This is a genomic window from Salinisphaera sp. T31B1 (genome assembly GCF_040361275.1).
Lineage (GTDB): Bacteria > Pseudomonadota > Gammaproteobacteria > Nevskiales > Salinisphaeraceae > Salinisphaera.
Genome location: NZ_APNH01000001.1, coordinates 1,285,247 through 1,307,761 on the forward strand (window position 1 = coordinate 1,285,247; position 22,515 = coordinate 1,307,761).

Sequence of the window (22,515 nt, forward strand, 5' to 3'; positions counted from 1 at the left end):
CGCCAAGCGACTGAGCGGTAAAGAGGAATTCGGGATACCGTCGGCAGCCGCGGACTGGCGGATGGCGACTGTCGTGTGGTTTATCGAAGGGCGGGTGACGCAATGCGTCACCTTGAAAGGCGGCTGGGCGTCAGTCCTTCGGGGCGATCAGCGCAGCCAGTGCATGGCCCGGATCGGCGGCACGCATGAACGACTCGCCGATCAGGAACGCACCGAAATCCGCGTCAGAGAGTCGCGCCAGATCGGCCGGGGTATGAATACCGCTTTCACTGACCAGCAACCGGTCGCCGGTCACACGGGCGCGTAGTGCCAGGCTGGTTTCCAGCGTGGTGTCGAAGGTCTTCAGATCGCGGTTGTTGATACCGAGAATGGTGGCTTCGGGCAGGGTGAGCACGCGTTCGAGTTCGGCGGCGTCGTGCACTTCGGCAAGCACGTCCATGCCCAGGCCGAAGGCGCGATCGGCCAGTTCGGCCATCAGATCCGTCGACAGGGCGGCGGCGATCAGCAGAATACAATCGGCACCGAGGGCTCGCGACTGATCGATCTGGATCGGATCGATCATGAAGTCCTTGCGCAGGACTGGCAGATCACAGGCGTTTCGGGCGATCGCCAGGAAATCGTTATCGCCGGAAAAGAAGTCGCGATCGGTGAGCACCGACAGACAGGCCGCGCCCCCGGCTGCATAGCGCTCGGCCAACCAGGCGATATCGAAATCTTCGCGGATCAGCCCCTTGCTGGGTGAGGCCTTCTTGATCTCGGCGATCACGGCGGTGGGTGCACGAGCGGACAGGGCGGCGGCAAAACCCCGTGGCGCAGGCGCCGCCGCCACGTCATCGGCCAGGGCCGCCGGATCGGTGGCGTCGACGAAGGCCGCAACTTCTTCGCGCTTGCGGGCCAGAATCCGGTCCAGAACGGTGTCGGTGGTCTGAATGCGCATGGTTCAATGATCCTTGCCGGCCGTCATCTGCTGGGTGAGTTCGGCCACTGCGGCCATGCGTTCACCGGCCGCGCCGCTGGCCAGCACCTCGCGGGCCAGGGCCACGCCGCCGGCCAGATCGCTTGCCTGACCGCCCACGTACAGAGCGGCGCCCGCGTTGAGTGCGACCATGTCCGCGGCCAGGCTGGCATGTCCGTCGAGCACGTTACGGACCAGCGCGAGGCTTTCGCCGGCGTCGGCCACGCGCAACCCGTCGAGCGAGCCGCGTTCCAGGCCGACATCCTCCGGGGCGATCTTGTAGGTACGGATCTCGCCGTCCTTGAGTTCGGCCACCCGCGAGGGCGCGTTGATCGACAGTTCGTCGAGGCCATCCTCGCCGTGCACCACCATGACATGGCGGCTGCCGAGCTTGTGCAGCACGCGCGCGAGCGGGTCGCAGAGATGGCCGTTGAACACGCCCATCACCTGATTGCGGGCGCCGGCCGGATTGGTCAGCGGGCCGATGATGTTGAACAGCGTGCGGATGCCCAATTCCCGCCGCACGCCTACCGCGTGGCGCATGGCGCCGTGATGGGCCGGGGCGAACATGAATCCCACACCGAGTGCGCGAATGCACTCGGCGACCTGTTCGGGGCTGGTCTCCAGCGTGATGCCCGCTGCTTCGAGCAGGTCGGCGCTGCCGGACTTGCTGGAGACCGACCGGTTGCCGTGCTTGGCCACGTGGCCACCGGCCGCGGCGACCACGAACGCACAGGCGGTGGAGACATTAAACAGCCCGGAGGCGTCGCCGCCGGTGCCGCAGGTATCCACCAGACGATCCGCCAATCCTTCGGCGACCGGTACGTCGGTGGCCAGCTCGCGCATGACGCGGGCGGCGGCCGCGATCTCGTCGACCGATTCGCCCTTCATGCGCAGGGCGATGAGGAAGCCGCCGATCTGGGCTTCGGTGGCGCCGCCGGTCATGATCGTGCGCATCGCATCGGTCATGCGTTCGGGCGACAGGTCGCGACCGTTGACCAGATCGTTCATCAATGCCGCATCGATGCTCATGCCGCGGCCCCGGTCGGCTCGCCGCAACGGGCGAGGAATGTGCGCAGCATGTCGTGACCGTGTTGCGACAGAATCGATTCGGGATGGAACTGCACGCCTTCGGCGCCGGTCGGGGTATGGATCAGGCCCATGATCTCGTCGAGTTCGCCGTTATCGGTTTCGGTCCAGGCGGTGATCTCGAACTCCGGCGGCAAATCCTCGCGCGCGACGATCAGGGAGTGATAGCGCGTGGCGGTCAGCGGGTCGGCCAGCTGGTTGAATACGCCGTGGCCGTTGTGCCGGATGGCCGAAGTCTTGCCGTGCATGACTTCACGCGCGCGGATCACGCGGGCGCCGAACGCCTGGCCCAGCGCCTGATGGCCGAGACACACGCCCAGAATGGGCAGGCGGTGTGCGAGCTTGGCGATCAGTTCGACCGAGACCCCGGCTTCGGCCGGGCTGCAGGGGCCGGGCGAAACCACGATGCCGGACGGGGCGAGGGCTTCGATCTCCGCGACGCTGATTTCGTCGTTGCGCACCACGTGCACCTCGGCCTCGAGTTCGCCGAGATACTGCACGAGGTTGTAGGTGAACGAATCGTAGTTGTCGAGCATGAGAATCATGGTCAGCCTCCGTGGCGGCGCGTCGACAGCCCGCGCTCGGCGATGGCCGCGGCCTTCATTACCGCCTTGGCCTTGTTCATGGTCTCTTCCCATTCGGCCGTCGGCTGCGAATCGGCCACGATGCCGCCGCCCGCCTGGACATGGATTTCGCCGGCCTTGAGTACCGCGGTACGAATCGCGATCGCCAGGTCCATGCTGCCGTTGCCGGCCAGATAGCCCACCGCGCCGCCGTAGACGCCGCGCTTGACGGTCTCGATTTCGTCGATGATTTCCATGGCGCGAATCTTGGGTGCGCCGGACAGGGTGCCGGCCGGAAACGCTGCGCGCAGGGCATCCATCGGGGTAAGCCCGGGTTTGAGTCGTCCGGTGACGTTGGACACGATATGCATGACGTGGGAATAGCGTTCGATGGCCATGCGCTCGGTCAGCTTCACGCTGCCCGGCGCCGACACCCGGCCAACGTCGTTGCGGCCGAGATCGATGAGCATCAGATGCTCGGCAACCTCCTTGGGATCGGCCAGCAGTTCCTCGGCCAATGCTTCATCGGCTTCGGGCGTGGTGCCGCGCTTGCGGGTGCCGGCGATCGGCCGGACCGTGACCTCGCCGTCCATCGCACGCACCAGAATCTCCGGTGAGGCACCCACGACATGGTGATCGCCGAAATTGAAGTAGTACATGTAGGGCGACGGGTTGAGGCTGCGCAGCGCCCGGTACAGCGACATCGGCTCGGCGGCGAACGGCGCCGACAGCCGCTGGCTGGGCACCACCTGCATCACGTCGCCGGCCTGGGTGTACTCGCGGATCCGGCGCACGGCGTCTTCGTAGCCGGCCTGCGACATGCCGGAGACGAAGCGGCTGTCGTCGAGCGGCTCGGCCATTGCCGGGGCATCGGCACCGGTACGGCTGGCGCGGGCGGGCAGCGGCTGATCGAGGGCGTCGAGCAGCCCATCCAGGCGTCGGGCCAGCGCATCGCGCTCGGCCTCATCGCCCTGCGCATAGTGCCCAACGCAGTAGAGCTTGGCGGACACGTTGTCGAAGATCACCAGCGTTTCGGCCACCAGCAGCAGGATATCGGGCAGGTCGAGCGGGTCGTCCTTGCCCGCGGCGCCCGCGGCCAGTCGCGGTTCGATGTAGCGGATGGTGTCGTAGCCGAAATAGCCGACCAGCCCGCCGGTCAGGCGCGGCAGCTCCGGCAGGCGCGGCAACGGTCGCGCGTCGTTGAACGCCTGAATCCAGGCCAGCGGGTCGGTGGTTTCGACCTGTTCGACGATGGTATCGCCCCGTTCGTGGATGAGCGTGGTGCCGCGCACCCGGATACGCTCGTCACAGGGCAGGCCGATGATCGAATACCGACCCCAGCGCTCGCCGCCCTGAACCGACTCCAGCAAAAAGGAATACGGCCCGTCGGCGAGCTTGAGATAAGTCGACAGCGGCGTGTCGAGATCGGCCAGCGCCTCCACGACCAGCGGGCAGCGTTGGGCGTGCGGCGTGTGGGCTGTCGAGCCCGAGGAAAAAGACGCGTTGTTCATGCAAATACTCGATCGAAGATTTCAGCAAGAGATGCCGGCGCGCATGTCGATGCCCGCGCTGGGCAACACGACAGGCGACCGGAACAGGGGAATCAGTCCCGCCAGTCGTTCTCTTGCCATCGCCAGGCCGCATCGAAGGCGCGGTTGACGGTGTTTTTCGATCGGTTCGTTGCCATGTCTGTCGTCATTGCCGTCTTGGCGCCGGCAAGGCGCCTAGGGCCGTCAATGCTGACGTATCTCGATCGGCTTGCCAAGTCGTGTCTGCGGCTCGCCTTGCGTGTACGCCCGGCTGCGAGTCCGTCACCCGCCCGGACGCCCGGCCGCGCCGCGAACGTTGGCGGTGCAGCGGGCGCGACGGCTGTCGACTCAGGCCAGTTCGTTGCGCATGTCGGCGATGACCTTCGCATAATCCGGCTGACCGAAAATCGCCGATCCGGCGACGAAGGTATCGGCACCGGCCTCGGCCACGCGCCGGATGTTGTCGGTCTTGATGCCGCCGTCGACCTCCAGACGGATATCGCGGCCCGACGCATCGATGATCTCGCGCGCCTCGGCGATCTTGCCCAGGGATTCGTTGATGAAGCTCTGGCCGCCGAAGCCCGGGTTGACCGACATGATCAGCACGATATCGATCTTGTCGAGCACGTACTTCAGCCATTCCAGCGGCGTGGCCGGATTGAACACCAGCCCGGTCTGGCAGCCGGCATCGCGTGCCAGCTGCAGGCTGCGGTCGATATGCTCGCTGGCCTCCGGATGAAAGGTGATCGAGGCCGCCCCCGCGTCGGCGAAGGCGCTGATGAGTGCGTCCACGGGTTTGACCATCATGTGCACGTCGATCGGCACATTCGGATGACTGCGCTTGAGCCGCTTGGCCAGCGAGGCGCACACCGGCGGACCGAAGGTCAGATTCGGCACGTAGTGGTTGTCCATCACGTCGAAGTGAATCCAGTCGGCGCCGGCTTCGATGACTGCCTCGCACTCATCGCCCAGGGCAGACAGATCGGAGGCGAGCACAGACGGCGCGATCAGCGGGGACAAGGATGAACGTGGCATGACAAAACCGTGGATCGGGTGGCGCGGCTAGTTTACGCTTTGCCGATTACCCTTGTCAGCGAAGCGTTTCATGGCGGTTCTTGTTGCACTGCATACCCTGGCGGCCGTCATCTGGGTCGGCGGATTGTTCTTTCTGGTGGGCATCCTGCGGCCGGCTGCGTCGAGCGTGCCCCTGGGCGAACGGCTGCCGCTGCTGTCGGTGGCCATGGGCCGATTCTTTCTCTGGGTCTGGATCGCGATCATCACGCTGCTGGTCACCGGCAACACCATGATCTTCGCCCTGGGCGGTATGGGGGCGGTGCCGCTGTATGTGCACATCATGCAGGGCCTGGGCTGGATCATGTTTCTGCTGTTCGGGCATATGTTCTTCTCGCCCTGGCGGCGTGTGCGTACGGCCCTGGCCGCCGGTGCGCTGGCCGATGCCGGCCGGGCCATGAACAAGCTGCGGTTTTTTGCCAGCGTCAATCTGGCCATCGGGCTGGTGGTGATCGTGGTGGGCGTATCGGGGCCGTACGGGCTGTTCTGAGCGGGCGGAGACGAGCGCGCGGCCGGGCTTGCGGCTGCTAGAATCGAGCGTCTCGATTCATTCTCCGGCCGAGCCCGCGACATGCCCGACACCCTGTTCGAATCCGATCTGTCCAGCCTGGATCTGGTGATGCGCGGCAAGGTGCGCGACGTCTACGCCATCGGCGACGACCATCTGCTGATCGTCACCACCGATCGCCTGTCGGCGTTCGACGTGATCCTGTCGGATCCGATCCCCGGCAAGGGGGTGGTGCTCACCGCCCTGTCGAACTTCTGGTTCGACTATTTCACCAACGATATTGCCAACCACCGGGCCGATATCCCGCTCAACGATATCCTCACCGCCGCCGAGATCGACCAGGTCGGCACCCGTTCGATGGTGGTCCGCCGGCTCGAGGCGTTGCCGGTCGAGGCGGTCGCGCGCGGCTATATCATCGGTTCGGGCTGGAAGGACTATCAGGCGACGGGCCGAGTCTCGGGCATTGAACTGCCGGCCGGGCTGGCACAGGCCGACGCACTGGACGACCCGATCTTCACCCCCTCGACCAAGGCCGCGGCCGGCGAGCACGACGAGGCGATCGATTTCGATCGCGTGATCGAATTGGTCGGCGAGTCGCGCGCGATCCAGATCCGCCATGCCACGTTGTCGATCTACAAGCGGGCTGCGGCATATGCACGCGAACGCGGCATCATCATCGCCGACACCAAGTTCGAGTTCGGTATCGACAGCGCCGGCGAACTGGTGCTCATCGACGAGGCGCTCACCCCGGATTCGTCGCGTTTCTGGCCGGCCGACGAATATGCCACCGGCATGAGCCCGCCCAGTTTCGACAAGCAGTACGTACGCGACTATCTGGAAACACTGGACTGGGACAAGACCGCGCCGGCGCCGCGGTTGCCGCAGCCGATCATCGACAACACCGCGGCCAAGTACCGTGAAGCCGCCGAGCGCCTGACCGGGGGGTGAGCGCAGCCCGCAGTGCGTCGCCGATCGGCGGCGTTGCCTCGATGGGCGCCTGCATCGCCCTATGGCCTGATCGGCGGCTCGACTCGCCGCGGGTCATCGGCGCGGCTCGACACCGGGCGCCAGCACGCCCGCGGCGTACGGTCATGCGACAGCCGCGGCGCGTGACCGGTGTCGCCCGCGCGCCGGCGCAAGGCGTTTCGGCCTCCGGTATGGATTAGGGCCGGGATGTGTCCCCGGCCGTCGCGGCCGCGCTCTGCTCGGTCAGCGTGCTGTCCAGGATGCCGATCACTTCGTTGCGGTTGATGCGCTGGTCCTGAAGCGCCAGGTAATACGCATAGCCCAGCGCCTTGGTGTCTTTCCTGCCGGCGCGTTTATCCAGATCCGCGCCGTGATCGATCATGAAATGGACCATCTTCGGGTCGTTGCGCTTGATTGCGAAAAACAACCCGGTGAGCCGGTCATGATCGGGCCGCGGGTCGACGGCATCGATATCCAGACCGTGTTCGAGATAGAAATCGGCACAGCCGTACGGATCGGCCAGCTGGGCTTCGCGTTCGAAGATATGCACCAAGCCGCCGGCGGCCGCCAGCGCCTGAGCATCGTCTTCGCGCGCCTGGATATCGGCGAAGTCGCGTGCACAGAAATCCTTGGGCGCGGGTGGCGGTGCCTTGGCGTTGTCCGCGCTGCGTTCGCCTTCGTCCGGCGAAGTCCGATCGGTGGCCGCGGCATTGGGTTCGGGCGCGCTTTGGCCCGCCTCGGCGGGCGGTGTTGCAGTGTTCGTATCCGGCGCTTGGGTTGCAGGTACGGCGTTGGGTTCGGGCGCGCTCGCCGGCGGCGATGCCATCAGCCAGTAGCCGGCACCGGCGATCAGCAGAACGACGATTGCGAGTACGAGCCCTTTTTTCATCACGAATGGCCTGGTGTTGATGGTCGAGCCGCGAAGCCCGAGAGTGGCGTTGCGCCGGCGCTATGGTGTTGTCGCGGGCAGGGCGCGGCTCAGCTTAACTCGCGCGGCGGATCGATGCCGCACGGGTCCGGTTCGATGCAGGTCCCTGACAACGGCTCGCTTTAGCCGACATGGCCTGTCGGGCCCTGTTCAGTTGAGCCAGCGCACTGCAAAACGAATGAACCAGCGGGTAAAACCCTTGTACGGCGGCAGAAACATCCAGGCCAGCGAAAAGCGCTCGCGTACGACCGCCCGCTCGTGCGAGAACGCCTTGAAGCCGTAGTGGCCGTGTGAGTTGCCGATGCCGGAATTGTTCACTCCGCCAAAGGGCAGGTTCGCGTGCAGAAACTGCACCATCGAGTGGTTCACGCAGGAGCCGCCGGCCGAGGTGTTGTCCAGCACGCGATCGATGACGCCCTTGTCGCGCGCGAACACGTACAGCGCCAACGGCTTGGGCTTGGCGTTGATCGCCGCGATCACCCGGTCGAGATCGGTATAAGGCACGATCGGCAGCACCGGCCCGAAGATCTCTTCTTCGAGCACGCGCGACTCGGCATCCACGTGGGTGAGTACGGTCGGGCCGATATAGTTGTCGGCGGCGACCGTCGGTGTGCCGCCGCCGATGGCCAGATGGGCACCGCGATCGGTGGCGTCGTCGATCAGCGCCTGGATACGGGCATGATGGCGTTCGTTGACGATACGACAGTAGTCGCGGTTGTCGGTGAGCTGTTCGCGCTTGCCGTAGAGCTTGTCCAGCGCGGCACGGGTGGCCTCGACGAAGGCATCGACGATATCGGCGTGCACATACATGTAGTCGGGCGCGATACAGGTCTGGCCATTGTTGGCGAACTTGCCCCAGGCCAGGTTGGTCGCGGCATGCTTGATATCGGCCGTCTTGTCGACGATCACCGGCGATTTGCCGCCGAGCTCGAGGGTCACCGAGGCCAGATGCTCAGCGGCCGCGCGCATGACGATCCGGCCGACCGCGGGCGAGCCGGTAAAGAAGATATGGTCGAAGGGCAGTTCCAGCAGATGCTGCGACGTGGCCACCGCGCCCTGGACCACGGCGACTTCGTCTTCGGAAAACACTTCGGCCAGCAGCCCGGCCATGAGGTCGGCACAGTGCGGCGTCATCTCCGACGGTTTGAGGATCACCGTGTTGCCGGCGGCGATCGCCGAGACCAGCGGCCCCAGCGAGAGATTGATCGGGTAGTTCCAGGGCGAGATGATCAGACACACGCCGCGGGGTTCGTAGCGCACTTCGGCAGAGGTGCCGAACATCAACAGGGTTGGCCGCTTCCGATCGGGCTTCATCCAGGATTTCAGATGCCGGATGGCATGATTGGCCTCCATCACGACCGGCAGGATTTCCGTAATGTCGACCTCCGGGGCCGGCTTGGCGAAATCCGCATGGCAGGCGTCGTAGATATCCTGGGCCCGGTCGTACATCAGCTGGCGCAAACGCTTGAGCTTGTCGATACGTTCGGCGGCCGTGGTGTTGCGCAAGCTCAGTGCGCGGACGCGCTGGGCGTCGAACAGACGCCGGGTTTCGGCGCTGTCAGCCTCGGCAGGGGCAATATCCTGGGCGGCGGTGCTCATGGTCGATCCTCCGATTGCATGATTGCTTTTCTTGCGAGCGGCCGACGCTAGTCGTCCACGGTTTCAATCAGACCCGCCGCACGCCTGGCCAGTGCCGGTGTACGTGCGTGCGCCTGAAAGAAGATATGTGCCAGCACCGCGACCATGCGGCGGTGGTCTGAGCTGCTGCGCTTGCCCAGCGGCAACACGATCGCTTCCATCAGCGAGATGAACGCGCGCGCGATGTCACGGGTCGAGCCTTCCACGGTCAGCGCGCCGTCGGCGCGGGCACGTTCGAGCACGGATTCGATCACCTGCTCGGCGCCTGCCTCGAATTCGTCCTGTACCGCCTGAGCCTGAGTGACCTGCGCGGTACTGGGCTTGAGCCAGTACCCGGCCAGACCCTCGGCCAGCCGCGGGTCGTCCACGAGCCGTTCCAGCCCGGCGAACAGGGCGAAGATCGCTTCCACCGCGTCCGTCTCTTCGGCGGCCGCGGCGAACACGTGCTCTTCGAACACCCCCACCAGCTCGCGCATGCAATCGGCATACAGCGTCTCCTTGCTGTCGTAGTGCCAGTACAGCGCCGGCTTGGTCAGGCGTGCGCCCCGGGCCACCGTGATCATCGACACGCCGTCGTAGCCGAAACGGCCGAACAGCTTGAAGGCGGTCTCCCGGACGCGTTCACGGGTGCCGGGGCGAACGGAGTGCGCACGTTGTGCCATGTAGCAGTTCGGCAGGAGATCGAGAGCATGCAAAATACCACAGCGTAATTGACTGACCGGTCGGTCAATGAATATTATGTCATTCGTCAATGTAACAAAAGACGTCGGCCCGGCCGGCAATCTCGTGCAAGGAGGTGGACGATGACGACCGACACCATGACGCTGGCCCAGGCCCGCGCCCACGATCGCAAACGCTGGCTGTGGCCCATGGGCTTCGGCATCATTCTGATCGTGGCCACGGTCGCGCTCGGTGGCTGGGCGCTGGGCGTGACGTGGATGATCTTTGCCGGCCCGCTGATGGTCTATGTGATCGTCCCGGCGCTGGATCTGCTGATCGGCAAGGACAGCAGCAACCCGCCGGAGCGTGTGCTCGATATCCTCGAACACGATCCGTTCTACCGCTATTCCACGTATATCTATGTCGTGGTGCAGATGGGGCTGTTCATCGGCGCGGCCGCGATCGTGGGCACCCAGCCCCTGAGCGTGGCCGAGTGGCTGGGGTTCACGACCACCATCGGCATGCTGTCGGGGATTTCGATCAACACCGCACACGAACTGGGCCACAAGCGCACCCGGCTCGAAGGCTGGCTGGCCAAGATCGCCCTGGCGCCGGTGGCCTACGGCCATTTCTATGTGGAACACAATCGTGGCCACCATTCCAAGGTGGCCACGCCCGAGGATCCGGCCAGCGCCCGCATGGGCGAGACGTTCTGGTCGTTTCTGCCGCGTACGGTCGTCGGCAGCGTGCGTTCGGCCTGGCATATCGAAAAGGCGACGCTGGCCCGCAAAGGGCGCAGCGTGTGGAGCGTCCATAATGAAGTGCTCCAGGCCTGGGCCATGACACTCGTACTCTGGGGCGCGCTGCTGGCAATCTTCGGCCTGGGGCTGCTGGGGTTCCTGATCGTCCAGGCCGTGCTCGGGGCCTCGCTGCTCGAGGCAGTCAACTACGCCGAGCATTACGGGCTGTTGCGCAAAAAGCGCGACGACGGGCGCTACGAGCGCTGCAGCCCCGAACACTCGTGGAACAACGACCATATCGTGACCAACATCATGCTGTTCCATCTGCAGCGTCATTCGGATCACCACGCCCATCCGACCCGGCGCTACCAGTCGTTGCGGCATTTCGACGAGGCGCCGGAACTGCCCACCGGCTATGCCGGCATGATCGTGCTGGCCTATTTCCCGCCGCTATGGCGGCGGGTGATGGACAAGCGGGTGCTCGCCCACTACGACGGCGATCTGCGTCAGGCCAATCTGGCGCCTGCCCATCGCGAGCGCCTGCTGCGCCGGTATCCGCCGCCGCACAGCAGGTGATAGGCCCCGGCATCGAAACCCGGTCGGCGCGCGTATTCATCGCTGCCATGGCCGGCTTTTGGTAGCCTTAGGCCGACCCAGGGCGCTGTTTCGGCAGCGCCCGTTTTTTGGCACCAACGAATCAGCGCAATCAAGGGACTGTTCATGAAGAAGTGGCAATGCATCGTCTGCGGTTTCGAATACGACGAAGCCGAAGGCATGCCCGATGAAGGCATCGAGCCCGGGACGAAGTGGGAAGACATCCCCGACGACTGGACCTGCCCGGACTGCGGCGCTCCGAAGGACGACTTCGAAATGATGGAAGTCGATTGAATCTGATTCGAGCGAATCGTGTCGGCCTCCGGTCGACCTGTCGCCGTCAAGCATAGGCAACGTATGGACCCGATCCTCATCATCGGCACCGGCCTGGCCGGTTATGGCACCGCCCGCGAACTGCGCAAGCACGATAAGGACACGCCGATCGTGTTCGTCACCCGTGACGACGGGGCCAGCTACTACAAGCCGGATCTGTCCGAAGCGCATGCGAAGAACCAGGCGCCCGACGATCTGATCAAGAAGGATGTCGACGAGATGGCCGCCGAGCTGGATGCGACCATCCATACCCATCGACAGGTCGAATCGATCGACCGCGAGGCCCGCGAGGTTCAGCTCAACGGCGAAACGCTCAAGTACTCGAAGCTGGTACTGGCCTTCGGCGCCGACCCGATCGTGCTCAAGCTGTCGGGGGATGCCACCCAGTCGATCCACAAGATCAACAACCTGGCCGACTACCGCACCTTCCGGAGCAATCTGGGCGACGCTCGGCATATTGCGATTCTCGGCGCCGGTCTGATCGGCTGTGAATTCGCCAACGACCTGATCGAGGCCGGCTATCAGGTCTCGGTCGCCGATCCGGCCGAGTGGCCGTTGTCGCAACTGGTGCCCGAAGACTGCGGCAAGGCGCTGGCGCGGGAGATGCACCGGGCCGGCGTCGAGTGGTATCTCGGCCATGCCGCCACCGGCGTGCACGAGTCCGGCAAACAGCTGGAGGTCGTGCTCGACAACGACGACACCATCCGGGCCGATGTCGTGCTTTCGGCCGTGGGCCTGCGTGCGGGCACCGATATCGCCGAAAAGGCCGGTCTGGCGACCGATCGCGGTATCCAGGTCGATCGCAGCCTGCGTACCTCCGACCCACATATCTTCGCGTTGGGCGATTGTGCCGAAGTCGATGGCCACTGGCGGCCGTATGTGGGCCCGCTCATGCAGTGCGCCCGCACGCTCGGCAAGACCCTGGCCGGCAGCGAGGGCGACACGCCCGGACAGGTCAAGTATCCGACCCTGCCGATCATGGTGAAGACGCATATCTGCCCGGTGATCGTCTATCCGCCGTCTTCGACCCACGGCGAATGGCAGATCGAGGGCAAGGCGCCCAATCTGGAAGCACGATTTGTCGGCGAAGACGGCGAGCTGCTCGGCTTCTGTCTGGTCGGCGAGGCGACCAACAAGCGTCGTGACTATCTCAAGGACGCCCCGCCGTTAATGGCGTGATGCGGTTGCGGGCAAGGGCTCATGCCCGGCCGGCCGGTGGCCGGGTGGGCCACGCCTGAGCGCGCGTCGGCGCGTTCGCCGGTCCAGAAATCGGCCGGGTCGAGCCGCAAGTTTTTCGGCACCCGCGAGTTCGAGGGCGCTTTGGTTTCGTGCGCCATGCCACGCCGTTTCGTCTGGACAAGCGAAGAACATCACCCGTACAGCCGTGCGAAAGCCCAGGTTCAAGTCCGCCCGCCTGCTCGAGTGAAGGCTTTGGAGCGCGATCGGAAAACCCTCAGGCACCCACGAGTCGATTCAGGCTCTGCTTCCACGCGGTAGCGCCACCGGCACGGTTTTCGCCTTGCGGCCGTTGCCAATCCTGCCCGGTCGGCCAGGCAGCCACACTCAAACGCGGGGCAGTATCACTTGGAGCAACCGCTGCCCGGCCAGTCGCGCGCCGCGAATATTGCCGGCCATGGGCCCGAGTTGAAGACTCGCCGGGCGCCCGGTCATATGCAGACCGGGCGCACTTTCCAGGGTGTCTTTCAGCCGGACATGGCCGGCCTTGTCGGTGGTCAGATCCAGGCGCGCGATCGTCGCGCCCAGCAGACTGTCGGCGCGGGCGTGCTGTTCGAACCCGGTGGCCAGGATCACGCGATCGGCCTCGATACGGCGGCCGTCGACCAGCCGCAGGCCGGCGTCGTCGAGCGTGGCGATCTCGCCGCGTCGCCAGGCGATCGTGCCGGCGGCCAGTGCGGCGGCGATCCGGGCCATGATATCCGGCGGCAGGGTGCCGGGCAGTCGCGCGCGGGCGAGCGAGTCGCTGCGGGCGGCGGTGGACTGGCGGGCGAACGGTGCCAGGCATTTGGCGCCGGCATAGCAGGGGTCGCTGTCGAAATCGGCGGCCCTGGGGGCGGTACGGGTCACCCAGCACACCGTGCGGCCGGCTTCGCTCAGCGACAGGGCGAGCTGGGCTCCGGTGATCCCGCCGCCGATCACGGCCACGCGGGCATCGCTGGCGCCGCGACCGGCATCGAAGCCGGCGTCGAAGACATGTTCGGCCGGCCCGCCCCAGGGCGGTCGGTAGGGGGCGTTGGGCCCCAGCGCGAGTACCACGCGGCGGGCGGTCAATGTCGTCCCTGCGGCGGTGGCGATCCGCCAGTTGCCGCCTGCGGGCTCGACTGCAACGGCGCGGCCGACGAGCGTGGGCGGCTCGGTCGTGGCCTGTTCGGCATGGGCTTCGAACAGCGCACGGGAAGGCCGCCGGTAGTAGCCCAGACGATGGCCGGCATCGAAGCCGCGGTGGGCGGCGAAGCGGCGCAGGCTGTCGGCGCGCTGGCCCAGATGATGCGCGCCGGATGAGCGCAGGAACGCCATGCCACAGGCATCGGCGCGGCGGCGCCAGGCCGCCAGGGGCGGCTGGTCGTCGAGCACGGCAATCTCGGCGCCCGGCGCGGCGTCGGTCAATGCGGCGCCGACGAAGCGGCCGTGCAGGCCGCCGCCGACGATCAGCCAGTCCAGCATGGAAACGTCCGGCGGGGAGTCAGCCGAGGGCGCGCAGTTGCTCGGCGGTGAGCAGCCAGCGCAGCGTGCCGGTACCGCCCTCGGGCGGGCCGGGGAATTCCAGCATGGCCGCACCGGCCTTTTTGAACGCCATGAGCCGGTCGCGGCGCCGGGTCAGGCTCCAGGAGACCCACGTGGCCAGGTCCGGTTCGTGGCCGATGAGCACCAGCCGTCGGTCGCCGAAGTGGGTGTGCAGGAATTCATCCAGCGCCTGCATATCCACAGGCGGAGCCAGGACGTCCGCTTCCTCGATGGTGGGGTCGTCCAGATAGCCGGCGAGGATGTCGGCGGTCTGGCGAGCGCGCAGAAGCGGGCTGACGACCAGGTCGTCGATACGGGCGCCGGCCAGGGTGGCCCGCAGGCCGATACCGGCGGCACGCGTGCGTCGCTGGCCCTTGGGCGTCAGCGGGCGTTCGGCGTCGGACAGCCCCAGGCGCTCGGCGTCTTCTGCTTCCAGCGCGATGCCGTGACGTATAACGATGATGTCCATGAGCCGATTGTCGCTTGGATACGGCTCGCCGGCCAGCGCCCTGCGAGGTTCGGGACTATGAAAACGCGGCCGTATGACGAAAAAAACAATCGTGATCCGGCCGCACGGCTCGGCCTGGCCCAAACGGCTGTGTAGCAACGTTTAAATCGGCAGGCGGTAGACCAATCTGGGTTTGAGCCGCGCACGAGGCCGACGCGCGCTGCGCCGGCCTCATAGACAAGTGTCCACCGCGGCGGTGAAAGACTGACCAGACCGGCCAACCTTTGCCCCATGCGGGTTTGGGCGGTTCAAGCCCGAGTTTATCCACAGTGTTGTGCACTGCTTGTCCACGCGCGACCACAACATATAGTCCCGATAGGGGGTTAAAATGGCGCTTGACCACAGCATCTAGTGGGGTAGAGTTTGTGGGCAACCCGCTGGGACACACCCTCGTGTCGCGGGTTCAGGGGTCACAATTTCCGGTTCGTTCGTTGCTTCAACGGGCCGTTCAGCGCGGAGAGCACATGCAACAGTCACAGGTATCCGAGCGCGCCCAGGCGAGCGATTCGGTGCGCGGCCAGTCGTCCGAACAGTCGGGCGGCTACGGCGCGAGCATCGAAGCCACCGCGCCGGGCGGCTACAAGGTCATCCGCCGCAACGGCAAGGTCACGCCGTTCGACGGCTCCAAGATCGAGCTGGCGGTCACCAAGGCCTTCATCGATGTCGAAGGCCAGCAGGGCGCGGCCTCCAGCCGTATCCGCGAGACGGTCAAGGACATCACCCGCCAGGTCGTCCAGGGCGTCACCCGCAGCCTGCCCGGCGGCGGCGCGGTGCATATCGAGGATATCCAGGACTACGTCGAGCTCGCGCTCATGCGCTCGGGCGAGCACAAGGTCGCGCGTTCCTACGTACTCTATCGTGAAGAGCGGGCCCACGAGCGCGCGGCCAAGCAGGCCGAAAAGGGCGGCGCCGAGACCGCCGGCATGGCCGATATCAATGTCGCCTTCAAGGACGGCACCACGCGCGCGCTCGATCGCGACCGGCTGTCGCGCGTCATCGACGAAGCCTGTGCCGGCGTCGACGGTGTGACCGCCGAGCAGGTCCTCAAGGACACGCTCAAGAACGCCTTCGACGGCATCTCCGAAGACGAGCTGTCCACCGCGCTGGTGCTCTCCGCGCGTCAGCGCCTGGAAGCCGAGCCCAACTACGGCACCGTGGCCGCGCGTCTGCTCATGGACAAGCTGCGCCATGAAGCGCTGACCTTCCTCGCCGACGGCCAGGTCGAATACGCGACCCACGCCGAGATGCGCGAACGCTATCCGTCGTATTTCAAGGACTTCATCGCCCGCGGCGTGCACCATGAACTGCTCGCCCCGGACCTGATGGAATACGACCTGGACCGTCTCGGCCAGGCGCTGATCGCCGATCGCGACCTGCAGTTCACCTATCTGGGCCTGCAGACGCTCTACGACCGCTACTTCATCCATCACGAATCCAAGCGCTTCGAACTGCCGCAGGCGTTCTACATGCGCGTGGCGATGGGCCTGGCGATCAACGAGATCGAGCGCGAAGAAAAGGCCATCGAGTTCTACAAGCTGCTGTCGAGCTTCGACTTCATGTCGTCCACGCCGACGCTGTTCAACTCCGGCACGCTGCGCCCGCAGCTGTCGAGCTGCTACCTGACCACCGTGGCCGACGACCTGCACGGCATCTACGAAGCGGTCCAGGACAACGCGCTGCTGTCGAAATTCGCCGGCGGCCTCGGCAACGACTGGACGCCGGTGCGTGCCATGGGTGCCCATATCAAGGGCACCAACGGCAAGAGCCAGGGCGTGGTCCCGTTCCTGAAAGTGGTCAACGATACGGCCGTGGCCGTGAACCAGGGCGGCAAGCGCAAGGGCGCGGTCTGTGCCTATCTGGAAACCTGGCACAAGGACATCGAGGAATTCCTCGACCTGCGCAAGAACACCGGCGACGACCGTCGACGGTGTCATGACATGAACACCGCGAACTGGATCCCGGATCTGTTCGTCAAGCGCGTGCTCAACGACGAGCCGTGGACGCTGTTCTCGCCCAACGACGTGCCGGACCTGCACGATCTGACCGGCAAGGCGTTCGAAGAAGCCTATGTCGGCTATGAGGAAAAGGCGGCCCGCGGCGAGATCAAGAACGTCAAGACGCTGTCGGCCGTGAACCTGTGGCGCAAGATGCTCAGCCTGCTGTTCGAAACGGGCCACCCGTGGTTCACCTTCAAGGACCCGTGCAACCTGCGCAGCCCGCAGCAGCACAAGGGCGTGGTGCATTCGTCCAACCTGTGCACCGAGATCACGCTCAACACCTCGCCGGGCAAGGAAATCGCGGTCTGCAACCTGGGTTCGGTGAACCTGCCGCAGCACATTGAAAACGGCGAGTTGAACGTGGCGAAGCTCGAAGCCACCATCAACACCGCCATGCGCATGCTCGATAACGTCATCGAGTACAACTACTACAGCGTGAAGACCGCGCGGGATTCCAACCTGCGTCACCGTCCGGTCGGCATGGGCCTGATGGGCTTCCAGGATGCGCTGTACAAGTTGAAGCTGCCCTACGAATCGGACGAGGCCGTCGAGTTTGCCGATCGCTCCATGGAGCAGATCAGCTATCTCGCCATCAAGGCCTCGACCAACCTGGCCGAAGAGCGCGGCGCCTACAGCTCCTTCAAGGGCAGTCTGTGGGATCAGGGCATCCTGCCGATCGACTCGATCAAGATCCTGCGTGAAAACCGCGGCGACGAGTATCTCGATCAGGACGAGACCGCCACGCTGGATTGGGAAACCCTGCGCGAACGCGTCATGAGCGTGGGCATGCGCAACTCCAACTGCATGGCCATCGCCCCCACCGCGACCATCGCCAACATCACCGGCGTGAGCCAGTCCATCGAGCCGACGTATCAGAACCTGTACGTCAAATCGAACCTGTCGGGCGAGTTCACCGTGGCCAACCCCTACCTCGTGGAAGACCTCAAGGCGCTCGGCCTGTGGGACGAGGTCATGGCCAACGATCTGAAGTACTACGACGGCAGCGTGCAGGGCATCGACCGCATTCCGGACGACCTGAAAGTGCTCTACAAATGCGCCTTCGAAATCGACCCGCGCTGGCTGGTGGAAGCCGGTTCGCGTCGCCAGAAATGGCTGGATCAGGCCCAGAGCCTGAACCTGTACATGGCCGAACCGTCGGGCCGCAAGCTGGACGAACTCTACAAGTTCGCCTGGAAGAAAGGCCTGAAGACCACCTACTACCTGCGTTCGACCAGTGCCACGCATACCGAGAAGTCGACGATCACCGATCATCGCCTGAACGCGGTCGGCAACGGCGGCAAGGGCTCCGGCGGCGGTGCCGGTGCCGGCGGCTCGGTCACGGGTGGTGCGAGCAACGGCGGCGGTCAGGCGGTCAATGCGGCATCGAACGGTGCGAGTGCGGCCAGCGAAGCGCCCAAGCCGTCGGCCCGGCCCACGGCCTCGGCGGCCTCGCCCGCGCCGGCCGGCCAGCCGACCGCACCCATGGCCTGTGCCATCGATGATCCGGACTGCGAGGCCTGCCAGTAAACGGCAGGCCGGCTATTCACGAATCGTCATGTCCGATTTCAACGATAGCGCAGCCCACGACGGCTCGGCCCGCCCCGTAACGGGGGCGAGCCGGCCGCACCGCGTGGCCAAGACGCGCCAGATCATCAAAAGCCGCCGCGTGATCCATCACCGGCGCCGCAAATAAAGAATTCCAAGGAAGGAACGACACCATGCTCGACTTCGAAGACACCCCGCGCCAGGGCATTCCCAACCGCGACCACGCCACGACGTCGAACCCGAACCCGGCCGGCGACACGCCCGATCCGTTCGCGCTCGACAAGGCCGAAGCGCCGGCCAGCCACAGCAGCGAACCGGCCGAAGCGGTCACCGGTCTGGAACAGGTCGAGCTCGGCGGCGACCGTGTCTCGGTGGACGACAAGCGCATCATCAACTGCCGTGCCGACGTCAACCAGCTCGTGCCGTTCAAGTACACCTGGGCCTGGGAGAAGTACCTCAACGCCTGCGCCAACCACTGGATGCCGCAGGAAGTGAACATGTCCGCCGACATCGCCATGTGGCAGGACCCGGAGGCGCTGACCGAAGACGAGCGCACCATCCTCAAGCGCGGCTTCGGCTTCTTCGCCTCCAGCGAATCGCTGGTCGCCAACAACATCGTGCTCGGCGTGTACAAGCACCTCACCAACCCCGAATGCCGCCAGTACCTGCTGCGCCAAGCCTTCGAGGAAGCCGTGCACGGTCACACCTTCCAGTACATCGTGGAGAGCCTCAACCTCGACGAGGGCGAGATCTTCAACATGTACCGCGAGCTGCCCAGCGTGCACAACAAGGCCGCCTGGGCCATGCAGTACACCCAGAGCCTGAACGACCCCAACTTCCAGACCGGCACCCACGAGAACGACCAGATTTTCCTGCGTGACTTGATCGCCTTCTACGTGATCTTCGAAGGCATCTGGTTCTATGCCGGCTTCGTGCAGTATCTGAGCTTCGGCCGCCGCAACAAGATGACCGGCACCGCCGAGCAGATGCAATACATCATGCGCGACGAGTCCATGCACCTGAACTTCGGCATCGACGTGATCAACCAGATCAAGATCGAAAACCCGAACCTCTGGACCGAAGAGTTCCAGGCCGAAGCCCGTCGCATGATCGACGAAGCCATGCACCTGGAAATCGAATACGCCCACGACACCATGCCCCGCGGCGTGCTCGGCCTGAACGCCAGCATGTTCGACGAATACATGAAGTTCATCGCCAACCGCCGCTGTTCACAGATCGGTCTGGCCGAACTCTACCCCGGCGCGGAAAACCCGTTCCCGTGGATGAGCGAGATGATGGATCTGAAGAAGGAGAAGAACTTCTTTGAGACTCGGGTGATTGAGTATCAGTCGGGTGGGGCGTTGAGCTGGGATTGATCAGACGGTCGGGTTAGAGAGTTTTTCTAGGAGATGTCATGAGCCGCCCAGCCGAACGCCTTGTAGGTGAACGCGTTAATGGATGCTGGACGGTAGTTGAGAGACTTGAGAAAAAGGTAGGTGAATCAGGCGGAAATTTTTCCACGGGTTATATCGTGGAGAAAGACGATGGCGTGAAAGGGTTTCTTAAGGCTATCGATTTCTTGGTTGACCCGAATGAAGCTGACCCTGCGAGAAAATTGCAGGAATTAACTGCCGCGTTTAATTTCGAAAGAGACATATTGAGCGCGTGTCGTAATGCTCGACTTAGAAGAGTCGCAATTGCTATAGACGATGGTCGCTTGGTTCTCCCCGACACTGGAGAGGTCGTCCAATTTCTTATCTTTGAATTAGCTGATGGAAATCTCCACCATCGGGTTTTATTTGATGAAAATTTCGAGCTAGCTTGGGCTTTACGCGTCGCCCATAATGTTGCCAGCGGTCTTTGGCAAGTCCATAAAGAAAAAATTGCCCATCTGGACTTAAAGCCAAGTAACGTACTTTATTATGTTGCGGACGGGTCTAAAATTGCTGATTTCGGCAGGTCATCTAGATTAGGGACACCGGTATTTCAACATGAACGCTTAACTGTTGCTGGTGATCTAACATACGCGCCGCCGGAACTTTTGTATGGGTACGTGCATCCCGAATGGTTCGTGCGTCGCATCGGCTGCGATATGTATCTTTTAGGTAGTCTGGTAGTCCATCTGATCTCCGGCGTTGGACTAACGCAACAGATTCTGAGTCGCCTACCCGTAGGTTATTCATTTAATGAATGGCCATACGGGTACGAAGCGATCAAGCCGCATATCAGCGATCTGGTTGATGCAATTTTGAATGACGCTTTATCTAATGCGCATCCAACGATCAGAGGGGACTTGCAATCAGTTTTGGATGAGCTCTGCAACGTGGAGCCAGAAAAGCGTGGGAAGCCGGGCTTAGGCCGCCCACTCGCTGTTCAGTTTTCACTTCAGCGTTACATAAGTATTTTCGACCGACTCGCTAAAAAATCCGAATTGTTTCTTCGCAATAAATGAGCATAAATCGAGGCGACAGTGAACGCCGTTTACTTCCTAGATGGCGATCTAAGGAAGCAATGGAGCTATCGAAAGAGCTCACTCCAGCTCGAAGCGCGGGTCCGCAAGTAGTATTATCGGTTGCTGAGCATAATTCGAAGTTAGATGCGTGGCGCAATGAGCCGACCCAATCGCACGCGATAGATGTCGTCGGTAGCGGGTTATTTTCTCGGGATTTTCACGTTCCAGAGGAAGTGGTTCACCAGCTAATCGACCTTCGTGAAACGAATACAGCCGTCTCGAACTTGCTGCGGGCCTTTTTGGACGGTTCGTTATTAACAAATGGCCAAGCATTAGCATCCAAAACCATCGGGGATGCGCGGGCACAAATAAAAAACTACAGGAAGGCAACTCGAAACTATCCCAGGAATGCCTTTATTTGGGCTGAACTTGCTCGGGCGCACATTTCAGTCGGTGCGTCTGAACAGGCTGAGCGCGAGATCCTAACGGCTTTGATGTTGGCTCCAGAAGATAGGTTTATAACTCGATCGGCAGTTCGATTTTTCGTTCACGTAGGCGATTTTGGAAGAGCAAAACATGTTTTAGCTAACCATCGTCTGATTAAGAAAGACCCGTGGTTGGTTGCTCCTGAGTTGGCAGTGTCCCAACTAATGCAAAGAACCTCTAAACTGGTTGGTTTGGCAAAGAAAATAGTTTCGAGTGGAAATTATTCGTCTTTCCATGTATCGGAACTGGAAAGCGCCCTCGCATCTGTTGAGCTGGAGTCAGGTGCCAGAAAAAAATCCAGAAAACATTTTGCTAAAAGTCTCGTTGATCCTACAGAAAACAGCGTCGCCCAGGCGATATGGGGCCGGTCCGAAGGTCTGGATTTAGACTTTGATCTTCGGCTGTTAGACTTACCAGGCGCTTACGAGGCTAAAACGCTGGAATATGCTGAAGAGATCAAGTGGGATAAAGCGCTCGAGCAATGTGAGCTTTGGCAAAATGACGAGGTTTTCTCAAGCAGGCCGGCCGAGATTGGTTCATATATCGCCGCGGTCGCGTTGGGCGATCCTTTAATTAGCGAAAAGTTTTCTAGACGAGGGTTGAGCTCGAATCCGCGATCGATAACGTTAAAAAATAATTTGACGGTTTGCCTATGTCAGCAGGGTCGGCTAAATGAAGCTTTGGATGTTTTCCAAAGTATAAATTTTAAAGATCTGAAATCGCAAGATCGAAACTCATTACTGGCTACTACGGGGCTTATAAATTTCAGGCTAGGTAATTTGGCAGCGGGGCGCGAAAATTACGAGCTTGCAATTCGGCAGTTGAGGGCGCGGAATGATAAACGAGGCGTCGCATTGGCTATAGTTCATCTTGCTCAAGAGGAGAAGCATTGTGGCTCCGGGTTGGGCGAGAAGATACTAGAAGGCGCTGATAAACAGATTAGAGCCTCAGATGAGCCCGAAATTTTGGCTATGCATAATCGACTAGTGAACGCCAATTTAGGTGAGTTTTCTACGGACTCTACGGACTCTACGGACCCTACGGACCCTGTGACTGTTGAACTCCGGGATCATAACTCTATCCTACTGCCGCCGTCGGAGACGCCTGAATAGACCACGCTTGCCGATCCGGGTCGACGCCGCCCGTACGGCTTGGATCCGGCGACAGTGGCCAATAGCAGGATCCGGGGACAGTATATTTAATTCGCGAGT

At 63.0% G+C, this 22,515-nt stretch carries 19 protein-coding genes; 9 read left to right on the forward strand and 10 right to left on the reverse strand.

The genetic code is table 11. From position 1 onward, the window contains the following. Positions 1-130 precede the first annotated feature (130 nt). The 5 genes from trpC to rpe form a co-directional block, all read right to left on the reverse strand. Positions 131-937, reverse strand: coding sequence for an indole-3-glycerol phosphate synthase TrpC (gene trpC, locus T31B1_RS05890; RefSeq protein WP_353248511.1), 807 nt, complete (start codon positions 935-937; stop codon positions 131-133). Between the two features lie 3 nt (positions 938-940). Then, positions 941-1,987: an anthranilate phosphoribosyltransferase gene (trpD, locus tag T31B1_RS05895; protein WP_353248512.1), complete on the reverse strand. Its 1,047-nt coding sequence runs from the start codon at positions 1,985-1,987 to the stop codon at positions 941-943. Next, entirely contained in the window at positions 1,984-2,589 is a 606-nt protein-coding gene (locus T31B1_RS05900; RefSeq protein ID WP_353248513.1) for an anthranilate synthase component II, read from the reverse strand. The genes trpD and T31B1_RS05900 overlap by 4 nt, the downstream gene beginning before the upstream one ends. A gap of 2 nt (positions 2,590-2,591) precedes the next feature. Beyond that, positions 2,592-4,118 (reverse strand): anthranilate synthase component I, encoded by a 1,527-nt coding sequence (gene trpE / locus T31B1_RS05905; protein ID WP_353248514.1) that lies wholly within the window; start codon positions 4,116-4,118, stop codon positions 2,592-2,594. Between the two features lie 366 nt (positions 4,119-4,484). Continuing rightward, on the reverse strand, positions 4,485-5,171 hold the full coding sequence (gene rpe / locus T31B1_RS05910; protein ID WP_353248515.1) for a ribulose-phosphate 3-epimerase: 687 nt from the start codon (positions 5,169-5,171) through the stop codon (positions 4,485-4,487). A gap of 70 nt (positions 5,172-5,241) precedes the next feature. Between rpe and T31B1_RS05915 the strand changes: the two genes are divergently transcribed. Both T31B1_RS05915 and T31B1_RS05920 read left to right on the forward strand, forming a co-directional pair. Next, entirely contained in the window at positions 5,242-5,697 is a 456-nt protein-coding gene (locus tag T31B1_RS05915) for a CopD family protein (RefSeq protein WP_353248516.1), read from the forward strand. Between the two features lie 81 nt (positions 5,698-5,778). Continuing rightward, positions 5,779-6,663, forward strand: coding sequence for a phosphoribosylaminoimidazolesuccinocarboxamide synthase (locus T31B1_RS05920; RefSeq protein WP_353248517.1), 885 nt, complete (start codon positions 5,779-5,781; stop codon positions 6,661-6,663). Between the two features lie 214 nt (positions 6,664-6,877). Here the strand turns inward: T31B1_RS05920 and T31B1_RS05925 are convergent, their stop codons facing one another. From T31B1_RS05925 to T31B1_RS05935, 3 genes are all read right to left on the reverse strand, one after another. Continuing rightward, positions 6,878-7,570 carry a hypothetical protein gene (locus tag T31B1_RS05925; RefSeq protein WP_353248518.1) on the reverse strand — a complete coding sequence of 231 codons (693 nt, stop codon included), beginning with the start codon at positions 7,568-7,570 and terminating at the stop codon, positions 6,878-6,880. A 189-nt stretch (positions 7,571-7,759) separates the two neighbouring features. Continuing rightward, the gene (locus tag T31B1_RS05930; RefSeq protein ID WP_353248519.1) at positions 7,760-9,208 is read right to left on the reverse strand and encodes an aldehyde dehydrogenase family protein; all 1,449 of its coding nucleotides are present in this window, start codon (positions 9,206-9,208) and stop codon (positions 7,760-7,762) included. Positions 9,209-9,255: 47 nt separating this feature from the next. Next, positions 9,256-9,909 carry a TetR/AcrR family transcriptional regulator gene (locus T31B1_RS05935; RefSeq protein WP_353248520.1) on the reverse strand — a complete coding sequence of 218 codons (654 nt, stop codon included), beginning with the start codon at positions 9,907-9,909 and terminating at the stop codon, positions 9,256-9,258. 141 nt (positions 9,910-10,050) lie between these two features. Between T31B1_RS05935 and T31B1_RS05940 the strand changes: the two genes are divergently transcribed. The 3 genes from T31B1_RS05940 (at position 10,051) to T31B1_RS05950 (ending at position 12,753) form a co-directional block, all read left to right on the forward strand. Next, positions 10,051-11,223 (forward strand): alkane 1-monooxygenase, encoded by a 1,173-nt coding sequence (locus tag T31B1_RS05940; RefSeq protein WP_353248521.1) that lies wholly within the window; start codon positions 10,051-10,053, stop codon positions 11,221-11,223. A gap of 144 nt (positions 11,224-11,367) precedes the next feature. Beyond that, positions 11,368-11,535 (forward strand): rubredoxin, encoded by a 168-nt coding sequence (locus tag T31B1_RS05945; protein WP_037335711.1) that lies wholly within the window; start codon positions 11,368-11,370, stop codon positions 11,533-11,535. Positions 11,536-11,598: 63 nt separating this feature from the next. Next, positions 11,599-12,753: an NAD(P)/FAD-dependent oxidoreductase gene (locus T31B1_RS05950; protein ID WP_353248522.1), complete on the forward strand. Its 1,155-nt coding sequence runs from the start codon at positions 11,599-11,601 to the stop codon at positions 12,751-12,753. A gap of 384 nt (positions 12,754-13,137) precedes the next feature. Here the strand turns inward: T31B1_RS05950 and T31B1_RS05955 are convergent, their stop codons facing one another. Beyond that, positions 13,138-14,256: an FAD/NAD(P)-binding protein gene (locus T31B1_RS05955; protein ID WP_353248523.1), complete on the reverse strand. Its 1,119-nt coding sequence runs from the start codon at positions 14,254-14,256 to the stop codon at positions 13,138-13,140. A gap of 19 nt (positions 14,257-14,275) precedes the next feature. After that, entirely contained in the window at positions 14,276-14,785 is a 510-nt protein-coding gene (gene sixA, locus T31B1_RS05960) for a phosphohistidine phosphatase SixA (protein WP_353248524.1), read from the reverse strand. A 503-nt stretch (positions 14,786-15,288) separates the two neighbouring features. On the opposite strand from sixA, the gene T31B1_RS05965 reads away from it, so the two are divergent. The 4 genes from T31B1_RS05965 (at position 15,289) to T31B1_RS05980 (ending at position 22,416) form a co-directional block, all read left to right on the forward strand. Next, a complete protein-coding gene (locus T31B1_RS05965) occupies positions 15,289-18,348 on the forward strand; it encodes a ribonucleoside-diphosphate reductase subunit alpha (RefSeq protein ID WP_353248525.1) in 3,060 nt (1,019 codons plus the stop codon). A gap of 191 nt (positions 18,349-18,539) precedes the next feature. Further along, positions 18,540-19,742: a ribonucleotide-diphosphate reductase subunit beta gene (locus T31B1_RS05970; protein ID WP_353248526.1), complete on the forward strand. Its 1,203-nt coding sequence runs from the start codon at positions 18,540-18,542 to the stop codon at positions 19,740-19,742. A 38-nt stretch (positions 19,743-19,780) separates the two neighbouring features. Next, positions 19,781-20,818: a protein kinase domain-containing protein gene (locus tag T31B1_RS05975; protein WP_353248527.1), complete on the forward strand. Its 1,038-nt coding sequence runs from the start codon at positions 19,781-19,783 to the stop codon at positions 20,816-20,818. Positions 20,819-20,877: 59 nt separating this feature from the next. Next, complete coding sequence (locus tag T31B1_RS05980; protein ID WP_353248528.1) at positions 20,878-22,416, forward strand: tetratricopeptide repeat protein; 1,539 nt, start codon at positions 20,878-20,880, stop codon at positions 22,414-22,416. The last annotated feature ends 99 nt before the right edge of the window (positions 22,417-22,515 follow it).

What these genes read in the sequence shown, in the direction of transcription:
- trpE (WP_353248514.1), bottom strand. Translation starts at nt 4,118, where the DNA reads ATGAACAACGCGTCTTTTTCCTCGGGCTCGACAGCCCACACGCCGCAC.
- T31B1_RS05940 (WP_353248521.1), top strand. Translation starts at nt 10,051, where the DNA reads ATGACGACCGACACCATGACGCTGGCCCAGGCCCGCGCCCACGATCGC.
- T31B1_RS05980 (WP_353248528.1), top strand. Translation starts at nt 20,878, where the DNA reads ATGGAGCTATCGAAAGAGCTCACTCCAGCTCGAAGCGCGGGTCCGCAA.
- T31B1_RS05915 (WP_353248516.1), top strand. Translation starts at nt 5,242, where the DNA reads ATGGCGGTTCTTGTTGCACTGCATACCCTGGCGGCCGTCATCTGGGTC.
- T31B1_RS05955 (WP_353248523.1), bottom strand. Translation starts at nt 14,256, where the DNA reads ATGCTGGACTGGCTGATCGTCGGCGGCGGCCTGCACGGCCGCTTCGTC.
- trpD (WP_353248512.1), bottom strand. Translation starts at nt 1,987, where the DNA reads ATGAGCATCGATGCGGCATTGATGAACGATCTGGTCAACGGTCGCGAC.
- sixA (WP_353248524.1), bottom strand. Translation starts at nt 14,785, where the DNA reads ATGGACATCATCGTTATACGTCACGGCATCGCGCTGGAAGCAGAAGAC.
- T31B1_RS05950 (WP_353248522.1), top strand. Translation starts at nt 11,599, where the DNA reads ATGGACCCGATCCTCATCATCGGCACCGGCCTGGCCGGTTATGGCACC.
- T31B1_RS05900 (WP_353248513.1), bottom strand. Translation starts at nt 2,589, where the DNA reads ATGATTCTCATGCTCGACAACTACGATTCGTTCACCTACAACCTCGTG.
- T31B1_RS05935 (WP_353248520.1), bottom strand. Translation starts at nt 9,909, where the DNA reads ATGGCACAACGTGCGCACTCCGTTCGCCCCGGCACCCGTGAACGCGTC.
- T31B1_RS05965 (WP_353248525.1), top strand. Translation starts at nt 15,289, where the DNA reads ATGCAACAGTCACAGGTATCCGAGCGCGCCCAGGCGAGCGATTCGGTG.
- trpC (WP_353248511.1), bottom strand. Translation starts at nt 937, where the DNA reads ATGCGCATTCAGACCACCGACACCGTTCTGGACCGGATTCTGGCCCGC.
- T31B1_RS05920 (WP_353248517.1), top strand. Translation starts at nt 5,779, where the DNA reads ATGCCCGACACCCTGTTCGAATCCGATCTGTCCAGCCTGGATCTGGTG.
- T31B1_RS05970 (WP_353248526.1), top strand. Translation starts at nt 18,540, where the DNA reads ATGCTCGACTTCGAAGACACCCCGCGCCAGGGCATTCCCAACCGCGAC.
- T31B1_RS05975 (WP_353248527.1), top strand. Translation starts at nt 19,781, where the DNA reads ATGAGCCGCCCAGCCGAACGCCTTGTAGGTGAACGCGTTAATGGATGC.
- rpe (WP_353248515.1), bottom strand. Translation starts at nt 5,171, where the DNA reads ATGCCACGTTCATCCTTGTCCCCGCTGATCGCGCCGTCTGTGCTCGCC.
- T31B1_RS05945 (WP_037335711.1), top strand. Translation starts at nt 11,368, where the DNA reads ATGAAGAAGTGGCAATGCATCGTCTGCGGTTTCGAATACGACGAAGCC.
- T31B1_RS05930 (WP_353248519.1), bottom strand. Translation starts at nt 9,208, where the DNA reads ATGAGCACCGCCGCCCAGGATATTGCCCCTGCCGAGGCTGACAGCGCC.
- T31B1_RS05925 (WP_353248518.1), bottom strand. Translation starts at nt 7,570, where the DNA reads ATGAAAAAAGGGCTCGTACTCGCAATCGTCGTTCTGCTGATCGCCGGT.